Annotated in this window: 10 protein-coding genes and 1 tRNA gene; 4 read left to right on the forward strand and 7 right to left on the reverse strand. The window is 26.6% G+C overall.

Going from position 1 to position 12,275, the window contains the following annotated elements; translation table 11 throughout:
* Nucleotides 1-148 precede the first annotated feature (148 nt).
* Entirely contained in the window at nt 149-1,066 is a 918-nt protein-coding gene (locus AVBRAN12654_RS07575; RefSeq protein ID WP_214118718.1) for a branched-chain-amino-acid transaminase, read from the reverse strand.
* Between the two features lie 98 nt (nt 1,067-1,164).
* Here AVBRAN12654_RS07575 and msrP point away from each other — a divergent pair, with 98 nt between their 5' ends.
* From msrP to AVBRAN12654_RS07590, 3 genes are read left to right on the forward strand one after another with little or no spacing between them, the layout of a single operon-like run.
* A complete protein-coding gene (gene msrP / locus AVBRAN12654_RS07580; RefSeq protein WP_214118719.1) occupies nt 1,165-2,031 on the forward strand; it encodes a protein-methionine-sulfoxide reductase catalytic subunit MsrP in 867 nt (288 codons plus the stop codon).
* Complete coding sequence (locus AVBRAN12654_RS07585; RefSeq protein ID WP_214118720.1) at nt 2,031-2,516, forward strand: hypothetical protein; 486 nt, start codon at nt 2,031-2,033, stop codon at nt 2,514-2,516. The genes msrP and AVBRAN12654_RS07585 overlap by 1 nt, the downstream gene beginning before the upstream one ends.
* Nucleotides 2,497-3,171, forward strand: coding sequence for an MqnA/MqnD/SBP family protein (locus AVBRAN12654_RS07590; protein WP_336614228.1), 675 nt, complete (start codon nt 2,497-2,499; stop codon nt 3,169-3,171). Before AVBRAN12654_RS07585 ends, AVBRAN12654_RS07590 begins: the two co-directional genes overlap by 20 nt.
* A gap of 31 nt (nt 3,172-3,202) precedes the next feature.
* On the opposite strand, the gene AVBRAN12654_RS07595 is transcribed toward AVBRAN12654_RS07590, so the two are convergent.
* Nucleotides 3,203-3,517, reverse strand: a complete 315-nt coding sequence (locus AVBRAN12654_RS07595) for an HU family DNA-binding protein (RefSeq protein WP_214118724.1) — start codon at nt 3,515-3,517, stop codon at nt 3,203-3,205.
* A gap of 215 nt (nt 3,518-3,732) precedes the next feature.
* Here AVBRAN12654_RS07595 and AVBRAN12654_RS07600 point away from each other — a divergent pair.
* Nucleotides 3,733-3,809: transfer RNA gene (locus AVBRAN12654_RS07600), tRNA-Met, on the forward strand.
* A gap of 112 nt (nt 3,810-3,921) precedes the next feature.
* Here AVBRAN12654_RS07600 and AVBRAN12654_RS07605 read toward each other — a convergent pair.
* The 5 genes from AVBRAN12654_RS07605 to AVBRAN12654_RS07625 form a co-directional block, all read right to left on the reverse strand.
* Nucleotides 3,922-4,848, reverse strand: a complete 927-nt coding sequence (locus tag AVBRAN12654_RS07605; protein WP_214118727.1) for an exopolyphosphatase — start codon at nt 4,846-4,848, stop codon at nt 3,922-3,924.
* A complete protein-coding gene (locus tag AVBRAN12654_RS07610) occupies nt 4,845-6,116 on the reverse strand; it encodes a hemolysin family protein (RefSeq protein ID WP_336614231.1) in 1,272 nt (423 codons plus the stop codon). Before AVBRAN12654_RS07610 ends, AVBRAN12654_RS07605 begins: the two co-directional genes overlap by 4 nt.
* A gap of 162 nt (nt 6,117-6,278) precedes the next feature.
* Nucleotides 6,279-10,394 carry a hypothetical protein gene (locus AVBRAN12654_RS07615; RefSeq protein ID WP_336614229.1) on the reverse strand — a complete coding sequence of 1,372 codons (4,116 nt, stop codon included), beginning with the start codon at nt 10,392-10,394 and terminating at the stop codon, nt 6,279-6,281.
* A 75-nt stretch (nt 10,395-10,469) separates the two neighbouring features.
* Nucleotides 10,470-11,477: a sensor histidine kinase gene (locus tag AVBRAN12654_RS07620; protein ID WP_336614230.1), complete on the reverse strand. Its 1,008-nt coding sequence runs from the start codon at nt 11,475-11,477 to the stop codon at nt 10,470-10,472.
* A 40-nt stretch (nt 11,478-11,517) separates the two neighbouring features.
* Nucleotides 11,518-12,192: a response regulator transcription factor gene (locus AVBRAN12654_RS07625; protein ID WP_214118730.1), complete on the reverse strand. Its 675-nt coding sequence runs from the start codon at nt 12,190-12,192 to the stop codon at nt 11,518-11,520.
* Nucleotides 12,193-12,275: the final 83 nt, after the last annotated feature.

Consider the following 12,275-nt stretch of genomic DNA (forward strand, 5'->3'; position numbering starts at 1 on the left):
AAAGCATTTTACATTGTATAAGTTTATAATTAGAAAAAAGATTTTATAAAAGATAGTCTTATTGTTAATAAAATTAAAAGTTAAAATCAAATTCTTATTTTAGATTCTATATATTATAAAGTTTAGAGCGATAATTCGCTCTAAAAAATTAAATATAAGTTAGCCAAGAAGCGTATTTTTCATTTCTTCCATATACTATATCAAAGAAAGCATCTTGGATTTTTTTAGTAATTTCTCCACGAGCCCCATTTCCTATTACTCTATGATCTAGTGAATTAATAGGAGTAATTTCAGCTGCTGTTCCTGTAAAGAATGCTTCATCACAAACATAAACTTCATCTCTACTAATTCTTCTTCTTTCTACACTAATACCTAAATCTTTTGCAATTTTTAAAACAGAATCTTGAGTGATTGATTTTAGAGCATAATCATTTGGTGGAGTGATTAATACGCCATTTTTAACCATGAAAAAGCACTCGCCTGTGCCTTCTGCTATAAATCCTTCTTCATCACACATTAAAGCTTCTTCAAAACCTGAATTAATAGCTTCATATTTAGCCATCATTGAGTTTAGATAGTTTGCACTTGCTTTTGCTTTATTGAAATTTGCTTTTGTGCTATTTCTCATTAATGATGAACAACATACTTTAATACCTTTATTAAGTCCATCTTCTCCTAAATAAGCACCCCATTCCCAAGCTGCAATACCTACTCTAACAGGAGCTTTTGCATGATAAATTCCCATAATACCATCGCCTAAGAAAATTAAAGGGCGAATATATGTATTTGAATTAAAATTATTGCGTCTTAATAACTCAATTTGGGCATCTTCTAATTCTTTTTGCGAAAATGGTGGAGTAATTGCAGTGATTTTTGCACTTTCTAATAATCTTTTAGTGTGATCTTGCAATCTAAAAATAGCCATACCATTTTCTGTTTTATACGCTCTTGTTCCTTCAAATACTGCGTTAGCATAATGTAATGAGTGAGTTAAAAAATGAACTTTTGCATCAGCAAAGTTAATAATTTGTCCATCCATCCAGATGTAATCAGCTTTAATTGCCATACTTTTTCCTTTAAATTAAATTTTGCGAAGTTTAACAGATTTTTCATAATAAGTATTTATTTTTTTTACCTAGAATTAAAAATTAATAAGGAGAAAAAATGGTAACAGATAAAAATTATTATTTAAATAGAAGAAATTTTTTAAAATTAGGTGCAGGAACTATAGTTTCAAGCCAAGCAATAGCTGAAGAATTAGCAAAAACTAATCTTGATTTAGTTCCAAGTGATAGTGAATATGCTTATAATTATGTTAATTTTTATGAGTTTAGCACGAATAAAAGCGAATGCGTAAGATTAGCTAGTAAATCAAGCTTAAATGATAAAGCTATTTCAATTGAGATAGGTGGTTTGTGTGAAAACCCAATGACCTTAACTGATTTATCAGCTTTTAAAATTGTTGAAAGGGTTTATAAACTACGCTGCGTAGAAGCTTGGAGTATGAATTTACCTTGGCAAGGATTTGAATTAAGAGAATTGATTAATCTTGCAAAGCCAACAAGTGAAGCAAAATTTGTTAAATTTACAAGTTTATATGACCCTGATATTTTTCCTGATCAAAGATTTAATGGAGTATTAGATTATCCTTATGTAGAAGGATTAAGATTAGATGAAGCAATGCACCCGCTAACATTACTTGCAACAGGACTTTATAAAGAAAAATTAAAAGCTCAAAATGGAGCTCCAATTCGCTTAGTTGTTCCTTGGAAATATGGTTTTAAATATATTAAATCAATTGCTAAAATTGAATTTACTAAAGAACAACCTGTTAGCTCTTGGGAAAAATACAATCCGAATGAATACGGCTTTTATGCAAATGTTAATCCAAATGTCCCACATCCTAGATGGTCTCAAGCATCGCATAGGGTTTTAGGTAGCTTTTTTAAAGAAGATACTCAATTATTTAATGGTTATGAAGAAGAAGTTGGGTATTTATATAAAGATTTAGATTTAAGAAAGAATTTTTAATGATTATTGCAATTAAAATTCTTTTAGTTTTAGCGTCTTTTGGGTATTTTATATCATCTGTTTTATTAGGATATGATTATGTAAAAGATATTTATAAAGCAAGTGGGCAACTTGCTTTAATATCTTTATTTTTAAGTATTGCTTTACCTAATAAATTCTTAGTTTTTATAAAGTTTTTTGGTAAATTAGCTGGATTTTTTGCAATATTGCATTTTTTAAATTTTGTTATAGTAGATAATCAATTTAATATAAAAATATTATTTACAAATACTATTGCAATAAGAAATCTTTTAGGATTAATTGCATTTATTTTTATGATTTTAATGTTTTATAAAAAGTATTTAAATTATTCTAATTTTGTGTTTTTACTAGCGGCATTTCATTATTCTTTAAGTGTGAAAATTCCTGAAACATTGCATTATTTAGTTATATTAGTGGCATTTTTATTTTTATTTAGGAGTAAAAATGATATTCGGAAAGATTGATTATATTAATTTATTACCACTGCATTTTTATTTAAAAAGCTCAAAATTACCAAGCTATGTAAAAAAAAGCATAGAGTATAAAAAAGATGTTCCTGCAAAATTAAATAAAGCATTGAAAGAAAAAAGATTAGATTGCGCAATTATTTCTAGTATTGAAAGTAAAAGGTCAAAATATAAGAATTTAAATATAGGAATTTGCGCTAACAAAAAGGTATTAAGTGTATTAGTTGAAAAGAACTCAAACGCACAAAATGATAAAGAATCAGCCACTTCAAATGCTTTAGCTAAGGTTTTAAAATTAAATGGTAAAGTAATTATTGGAGATAAGGCATTAAAAGAATATGTAAATAATAAAGAAAAATACATTGATATGTGTGAAAAATGGTATGAATTAACTAAATTACCTTTTATGTTTGCAAGGTTTTCAAGTATTAAAAATCATAATAGTGCAACAAGAATTTTAAAACCTTTTATAAGAAAAAATCTAACTGCAAATCAAAGAATAAAAATACCTAATTATATTTTAGATTATTATTCAAATACAAGAAAAATTAGCAATAAAGATATTAAAAATTACCTAAAATATATTTATTATAAAATTGGTAAAAAAGAATTAAAAGCGTTGAGTATTTATACTAAAAAAATATATATTTAGTGGCATTTAAAAACGCCACTAAATTGGGTAATTATTTCTTTTTCTTACCGCATTTACCAGTTTTGCAAGCTGTTGCAGCAACTTTTTCTTTTAACACGCTGCTAACTTTGAATTTAACAACTTTAGTTGCTGGAACTTTAATTTCTTTACCTGTGCTTGGAACTCTTGCTGTTCTTTCTGCTCTATCAGTTGTTGAGAAAGTTCCAAAACCATTAAATGGAATTGATTCGCCTTTTTCTAAAGACTCAGCTAGTGCTTCAAATACAGCATTTACTGCAGTTGTAGCATCTTTTTTAGTAATTTCTGCTTTTTCAGCAACTAATGAAATAAAATCTGCTTTAGTCATCTAAAACTCCTTAATATTGATTAAAAGCCCTATTTTACAATAAAAAAACAATATTTAGCTAAAAAACAAAAAAAATATTAGTATTTGTGTAAAAATATAGCAAAATTAGTTTTTAAATAGCATAGTTAGCAAGTTTAATACGCAATTTATTAGAAATATTTTTAATTTTATAAAATTTTAAGCAAAAATATATATAATTTGCTTTTTTTATTCACGCTTAGGTAGCTCAGCTGGCTAGAGCGCTGGTCTCATAAGCCGGAGGTCGGGAGTTCGAGTCTCCCCCTAAGCACCATTTCATAACTTCAAATAATTTTTCCGATTTTATTTTTTATAGTTTTTATATTTTTTTGATTTTTATTAGAAAACTCGTTTTAAATATAAGAATTTAAAACGAGTAAGAAAGATTAACCATCAGCGTTAATTTTAGCGATTAATTCATTTAATACAATATCTGCATTTTCGTGAGCAACTTGACAAGTCCCAGCAGCTTCGTGTCCGCCACCGCCGTATTTTAACATTAGCTCACCTATGTTTGTTTTGCTAGTTCTATTAAATATACTTTTACCTGTCGCATAAACCATATTTTGACCTCTAAATCCTAAGATTTTATGAATTGATATATTGCATTCAGGATAAAGTGCATAAATCATAAAGCGATTACCTGGATAAATGATTTCTTCTTTGCTTAAATCTAAAACAACAAGGTTTTTATAAACTTTAGAGCATCTTTTTAGTTGTTCTTTAAATTCTTTTTCGTATTTAATGTATAAATCGCTTCTTTCTACTACATCAGGTAATTTCATAATATCATCAATTTTATGATTTTTACAATAATCAATTAAATCCATCATAAGGTTATAATTGCTTATTCTGAAATCGTGAAATCTACCAAGTCCAGTTCTACTATCCATTAAAAAGCTTAAGAATTCCCAACCTTTAGGCTCAAGTACATCTTCCATTAAAAATTGAGCGCTATCTGCTTTATCAACAGCTACCATCATATCGTGCCATTCTTCAGGAAATTTTACGCCTTGTTTTTCATAATAATCATAAACAACTCTAGCAGCACTTGGTGCATCTGGAATAATTATATGATTATCTGCTTTTCCGTTTCTAATACTTTCGCTTTCGTGATGGTCAAACACTAAATAAGCATTAGGACAATATGGTAAGTTTGTAACAATATCATTATTTGTAATTTCTATTGTTCCATCTTGCATATCTTTTGGATGAACGAATTTAATATCACTTATTAAATCCATATGTTTAAGCAAAACAGCACATACAAGTCCATCCATATCACTTCTAGTAATTAATCTATATTTATTCATAGTTTTTCCTTTGTTTTTTTGATTATTTTTAAGTATTTTATACTATTTGATTGCATTTGTTTTATTTCATAATAACAATGCTCATCTTCACATCTTTCTTTTTCACTTGGAACATGTCCTAAACGATTAAAGACATAACCACCAATTGTAAGTTCTTCTAATTCATCATCATATTTAATATCTAGAATTTCTTCAACACTTTCAATATCTAGTCTTCCATTTACTATATAAACATTATCGTTAATTTTTCTGAAATCTTGTTCTTTTTTATCATGCTCATCGTTTATATCTCCAACAAGTTCTTCAATAATGTCTTCCATAGTTAAAAGCCCAGCTGTTCCACCATATTCATCAATTACTATGGCTGTATGAATTTGCTCTTTATTCATTTGAACAAGAACCTTTGAAATACTAATATTTTCTGGAACAAATAGAACTTTTCTTACACATTCATTTAAATCTTTATTTTGATTATCTAATAAATCTCTAATATGAATCATACCTAAAACATTGTCTTTACTAGCATCTATAAAAGGAAATCTAGTGTGTTTATAATCATGAACTATTTTTATATTTTCTTCGTATGAATTAACTTTATTTAAGCAAATCATATCTCTTCTAGGAGTCATTATTTCTTTTGCTACAATATCACTAAAATCAACAGCATTTTGTATAAGTTCGGTTTCAAATTCATCTAAAACGCCACTTTTTTGACTTTCGCTTGCTATGAATTTAATTTCTTCTTCAGAGTGAGCTGCGTGCTCGTTTGTTTTTATTCTTAATATTTTTAATATAGATAAAGATAAGAAATCAAATGTAATTATGAAAGGTGCAAAAATTATTCTAAATAAATAAAGTGGTCTTGCTATCCATAAAACTATGCTTTCAGTTTTTGCAATTGCTATACTTTTTGGAACAATTTCTCCTAAAACTACATGAAGTAGTGTAATTAATATAAAAGAAATAGCAACAGAAATACTATGTATTGCTATAGGATTTACATCAAAGCTTGATAGAATTTTATTTAATAAAACAGCGACAGAACTTTCTCCTAACCAACCAAGAGCCAAAGAACTTAAAGTAATACCTAATTGAGTAGCTGATAAATAAGTATCTAAATTTTTATACATTTCCAAAGCTAGTTTTGAATTAGCTCTTTTTTGATTTACAAATTCTTCTAACTTACTTTTTCTAATCTTGACAATACTAAACTCAGATAATACAAAAAATCCATTTAAAAAAACACAAAACAATGCTAAAAACAGCATTAATGCCGTATAACTGGGGTCCAAAAAATCTCCTTGTAAAAAATAAAGCTAAAATTATAAACATACAAACTTAAAAAATAGTAAGAATTATAAAAAGGCATTTTTATATTAAAAATTAAAAGGAATTTAAAATAATTTGATTTATTTTAAATTCCTAAAAAATTATTTAGTGTATTCTACGCTAAAGCTTTCTTTTGCACTAATTTCGCTATTTGAGTGCATTCTAATTAAATCTTTTATATATTCATTAGTTTTTTTATCACTTGATAATTCAAGTTCAATACTTCCATCGGTAAGTTTTTTGATATTAGAATTATAATCACTTGTAAAAGAAATATTATTAATAATATCAGCAATTGGTTTTAGATAATAATGCCCGCTAGTAGTTGTGCTTGTGTATAATTCGCTAATTTTACCAGTTGTATTTATATATTTTAATTTTAAATCACTCGGTAATAATTTTTTATATTTTTTACCCGCATCTGCTTTAGTATCTTTATACATTGCATAAGCAAAAATAAATGGATAATTTTTTGTAAAATTAACAGGAGTTCCTTTATCTATTGTTATGCTACTTGTAGTATCAAGATTAAATTCATTTACATCAGGCTTATTTAAAATGTCTTTACTAGGTGCTAAGTCATTTGTTTTTTGGAATTTCGTATAGCCTATTTTTGTAATAAATTCTAAATCATCAGGACTTGCTTCGTATTTTTTAGCAACGCTACTTAGAGTATTTAAATTTTTATTGACTTCGTTATCTAAATTTTGCATTTTTGAATCAAAAATCGCATTTAGTGTAGTATTGCTAGCGCTTAAAGTCATTTTGATTTTTTGATTTGTGATATTCATATTTTTAATACTTAATTTATTTGTATAAATTCTATATCTACTACTAGCTTGAGTATCGTTATTATCTAAGAAATTTAAATCAAAATCTATATCAATATCGCTAGGAAAATACTTATATACATATTCTAAACTATTAGCAGAACTTGAGCCTTTATTTTCTATATTTACAGGTATATTTAGTGAATGTGTAAAATCACAATTTATACCAGAACATTTACCCAAATCAGCTTCGCTTTGTCCTACAACTTCATCAGAAAATAAAACAGCATCAGATAAACCATCAGATGTTTTTATATTATTTAAATTCGTAGTAGATGAGCTAGTAAAATCAGCATTAATAGGCTTAATTAATATATGACAAGATATTTTTCCATTAGCGTTGATTGTATTTGAAAATCCAGTATTTTCACATTTTTTATTAGCAATATCACTTCCTACAAAATCATTGTCTTTAAACTCAATAATTCCACTTCCAGCAAAAGGATAAGCAATTACCATATCAAAACTATAATCTTTATTATTGCGTTTAAAATTAATAGGATTTAGTTGGCTAATTTTGTTATAAGCACTTGTTTCTAAATCAAATGTATAAAAACTACCTTTGCTATTTGTAACTTTTAATTTAGCTTCTTTAATTCCTATATTTGAATTAATACTTAATTTTCTATCTTGGGTATCTAATACACTTGCTTTAAGGGTAGTTGGTAAAGGTTTTTTTAATCCTTCTCCTGCTTTAGTAACAAAATCATTTATTTTTATTTCAGCTGGTCTTACCATAAAGTTTTTGCATATTGGAGTAGGGGTTAATAATTTACCTTGCATATCTTTTTGAGTATAGCAAATATCGTGGCGACCTGGAGTTATATTGATAAATTCAATTATAAAATCTCCCATCATTTGATTATCAGGATTTACTCTAAAATCATCTTTATCGTATATTAAAACCTTAGTAGCTCTTCCATCATCGTGATTTACACTTGCAGTATTAGAAAAGAAACTAATTCTAGTTTTATCAGCTGCATGAACAAAACCTATATATACATTATCTCCAACCATTCTTGTATATGTATCATTAGCTATTTTTGCTTTTTTATCATTTAAGTCTTTAATGCTAGGTCTTAAATCTTCTCCTAGACTAGGTTTTCTATTTAGTATTTTCCAAATACTTCCAAAATAGTGTTGTTTTTGCACTATTTCTTCATCTGTTAAAATAAATGCTGCAGTCTCACTAACGCCCTTTATGATATTTTTACTATCTACTTCAAACATAGGTCTTTTGTCGTTATCGTAAATTCTTTCTGTTGTAATTTCTATTAACGATGGTTCTTTTAATTTAAAGCTAAGTTCTCTTATGAAGTATTCTAAGTTTTCTGAATTAGCGTAATCTAAATCTAATTCATAATAAATCACACTTGGTTGCTTTGATTTTATAGTGTAATCATTTCCATTTTTTGCTAAAGTGCTAATTTGAACTCTTAAATCTACATAATATTTGCTTAAATCTTTATCACAACATTTTATATAATTTCCATCTTTAGTCTTTTTATAATCATATCTTTTTTCTAAGTTTTGACCATTATAAAATGGAGTTATATGAACTTCAGGAATTTTATTAAATATAGGATATGTTTTATCTCCTACTTTTGCACTGCCTGCTGGATTTAAATCTTTTGAAATTAAACTAAATTTAGTGCTATTTGCGTCAGGATAGAATAAGAATTTAAAATTAGCATTAATTTCAGGCTTATTTTTATAAATGCCTACAATTGTATCAGCAGGGAATTTACCATCTCCATAATTTTTACCCCAATTTACAATATCTGTAGATGTAAAATATTTTGGATTTTTTAAATGAGCGTATAAATCCCCTGGACTTGCCGTGTATTTTTTCATATTATCTTTATAGTATTTATATTCTTCTTTTAATGAAGTTGGTCTTAAATGTAGGCTAAAGATTTTTGTGCTTATATTTTCTTTATTACCTATATCTTTAGGCATAATTCCAGCTCTTTCTCTTATGCCGTTTTGTTTGTATTTTGAATTCTTACATTCTTTTCGTATATCAAATAATCCAGGTGCAACTTTGATTATACAATCTTTTGAATTTTTGATTTCTTTATATATTGCTTTTTCGCCTATTGCTCCATCTCTAGTTTTATGAATACTATAAATACTTCTTTCTTGTGTTGTATCTATGTAAGGAGAAAATCTTTGAATATATTTAGCGTTTGCAAGTGATTGATTGTTGTTATAAACGAAATTCCTAAGCCTTAAAGCTTTTATATCATAGGTTTTATACTCGTTTGATTTCCACTGACTTTTTTCATTGTAATATCCATTGCTAGAAAAATAATATCCGTCGTAATATTCCATATTAAATGTGTAGCATTTGCTTAGTCCTGATTTATTTTGTGCGAAATATTGATTATTTAAAAATCCCCATTTAGCATTACCTTTTAAAAATTCTTTAGGGGAATACAAGGCATTATTTTTTAAGAAAAATTGTTCTGAATATTTAGCACATTCATCATTTGTATAATAAGCATTATCAGTTAAGGTCGCACCTACTTCGTTCTCATCTAGCGTTAAAGGTATTCCGCTAGCAAATCCTTGGTCAGGATTTAATCTACAACCTTTGCTTTTCATAAATCTTACAAAATCATTGTATGCGTTTTCGCTATCAGAAGTTGTGCTTGAGCCGTGCTGATAGCCTAGATAAGTATTTGCAAATCTATAAGCATTTGAGTTTTTTTCATTATTTAGTAATTGTTCGCTTAAAAAATAGCTAAAAATTGAATCATTATTGCTACTTGCTAAAAGTATGATTTTGCCTGTTGTATTAACTTCAAATTCTTTAAATACATCTTGAATATAAGATTCATCATAAAAATAAGATTTCATTGGAAAAGTAATTTCAGTATTTTTTACACTATCTAGCTTTTTAGGTTTTGAGTTTTGATGAGAAATAAAATCATCGTAATTATTAGGATTATAATTAGTTCCCGCTGCATTATCTTCGTAATTTACGCAAAATACATTTTCTCTAAATCTTCTTGAATCGGTATGATGAGATGATTGATTGCCTTTAAAAGAGCCAAATTTTTTTACAATGCTATTTTGATAATCTAGTTTAGCCCAAGCATAATCCCAATTAAATCCCCAATTTACAATAATTCTTTGCTCGTCTTCAGCATCAGTTCTATTAAAATGATCATCTATGTTAAAGATTTGATAAAGTTGAAAACAAGCGCTTCTGCCTTTATCATTATTTCTTGTATTATTTATAACGCAATCAGCTAAATCTATATCTGTATGTTGTTTATGGTTTTGAGTTCCAAAATACATTCCGAAAGGATGAACTTTATTTGCATATTCATAAGAATAAAGATTAGATATTACGAGTAGTGATATGAGGACTTTTTTCATTATGCACCTTTAAATTAAGATTTTAAGTTAATTAATTATATTTTTTAGTTTTTAAATTAAGATTAAATTAAAAAATTATGATTTAAAAGAGTATTTAAAAATAGCCCCTTTTTCATAATTAAATGCTTCATATACAATATCGTATTTTTTGCAAATATTTCTTACTATATTAAGACCTAAGCCAAATCCACCTTTAGCCAAATCTTCTCTAGCATATCTTTGCCAAATTCTTTTTGTATCTTTTATGCCAATTCCTTCATCTTGTATTATAAAAATTATTTTTTCATTTGATTGGTTTAAAGATATTGTAATTTTAGAATTAACTTTTGTATATTTAATTGCATTTGAAATATTATTATCTACAATTCTTAGTAACTCTACTTCGCTGATTAATACATATAAATCATTAGTGATTTCTAAATGAAATTCCACACTTTTCATACTAGCAATACTATTAAAAAAATCAATTCTTGTTTTTAAAAAATTAGAAAAATTAATATTTTTTAGTGGGTATTTAGCATTTGGATTTTCTATATAAAATCCTACATCATCATATGTTGTTTTCATCTGATTTAGTGCTGCTTTAATTCTTTTTTGATATTTATTACTTTCTAACATATCAGCATTTAATAAGGCTATACCCAATGGCGTTTTTAACTCGTGCATTGCATCATAAAAAAATGTATTCATAGTGTTTTTATACCAAATTAAACTTTTGATATTGTTTTTATAAACTAAGTAAATTAAAACAAATAATATAAAAGTTCCCCCACCAAATACTATAGCAGCATTGATTATGCTTTTGTTATAAACGCAAGGTTTTGATAGCACCACATTGTATGTTGTATTGTTTATTTGTTTTTGGAATTTGTAATAAAGCAAAGAATTATGAGTTTTATATATAAAATCATCTTTTATATAGTTTATATCAAGTTCGCATTTTAAAATTTCTTCATTATTGAAAATACATATTTTTATATCTTGTAAGTTATTTAAATCCTTATTTATATAACTTGCTAGTTCTAATAGCGTAGAGTTTTTATCATTAGCTACACTTAATTTCAATATATTTATAGCTAACATTGATATGACTAAAGCTATAAGGGTTAATAGTATTGTTTGCTTAGACATTGATTTTATAGCCAAGTCCTCTAGATGATATTATAAAATCATCGCAAGTTTTTGCTCTAATTCTTTTTACATATACTCTTACATCGCTTGAGCCATTGGTTTCAAATTCTTCATTTGCCCCCCCCCATACATATTCATAAATACTGCTTACATTTACATAACTTGATTTATTGCTTAACAAATATTCAATCAATGTGATTTCTTTACTAGTAAGCTCTATTAGAGTTTTATTTTTGCTAAGACTTTTAGAAATATAATCATATACAAACTCGCCTGAAATTGTGATTGTATCATTGCTTTGAGTGTTAAAAAATTGTTTTAATAATTCTTTAATTCTATATTTTAATTCATCTAGTTCAAAAGGTTTTTTAAGGTATTCATTGCAGCCTAGCTCATATCCTTTTTTAATACTTGCTATATCAGTTCTTGAAGTCATCATCATAATAGGGTTAGTAATATTTAAGCTTTTTATATAACTTAATACATCAAAGCCATTAGTATTTATTACTTTTATATCAAGTATATAAAGATGATAAAATTTATTTGCGATAGTTTTACAGGCTAAGTCGCCATCACTAAAAACATCAACACTAAATCCTAAATCTTGCAAATATTCACAAATACTAGTAGCATATAAATAATCATCTTCAAGCAATAAAATATTCATAATTACTTCCTTAAAAAATGTTTATTTTAGTTTTTTAATATTATTTTTAGCTAAAAAGTGTCTAAATTAGGATATTTCAATCA

This window comes from Campylobacter sp. RM12654 (genome assembly GCF_020137585.1).
GTDB lineage: Bacteria > Campylobacterota > Campylobacteria > Campylobacterales > Campylobacteraceae > Campylobacter_E.

Coding starts and splice junctions, on each gene's coding strand:
- AVBRAN12654_RS07595 (WP_214118724.1), bottom strand. CDS start 3,517: ATGACTAAAGCAGATTTTATTTCATTAGTTGCTGAAAAAGCAGAAATT.
- AVBRAN12654_RS07575 (WP_214118718.1), bottom strand. CDS start 1,066: ATGGCAATTAAAGCTGATTACATCTGGATGGATGGACAAATTATTAAC.
- AVBRAN12654_RS07625 (WP_214118730.1), bottom strand. CDS start 12,192: ATGAATATTTTATTGCTTGAAGATGATTATTTATATGCTACTAGTATT.
- AVBRAN12654_RS07605 (WP_214118727.1), bottom strand. CDS start 4,848: ATGAATAAATATAGATTAATTACTAGAAGTGATATGGATGGACTTGTA.
- AVBRAN12654_RS07585 (WP_214118720.1), top strand. CDS start 2,031: ATGATTATTGCAATTAAAATTCTTTTAGTTTTAGCGTCTTTTGGGTAT.
- AVBRAN12654_RS07610 (WP_336614231.1), bottom strand. CDS start 6,116: ATGCTGTTTTTAGCATTGTTTTGTGTTTTTTTAAATGGATTTTTTGTA.
- AVBRAN12654_RS07590 (WP_336614228.1), top strand. CDS start 2,497: ATGATATTCGGAAAGATTGATTATATTAATTTATTACCACTGCATTTT.
- AVBRAN12654_RS07620 (WP_336614230.1), bottom strand. CDS start 11,477: ATGTTAGCTATAAATATATTGAAATTAAGTGTAGCTAATGATAAAAAC.
- msrP (WP_214118719.1), top strand. CDS start 1,165: ATGGTAACAGATAAAAATTATTATTTAAATAGAAGAAATTTTTTAAAA.
- AVBRAN12654_RS07615 (WP_336614229.1), bottom strand. CDS start 10,394: ATGAAAAAAGTCCTCATATCACTACTCGTAATATCTAATCTTTATTCT.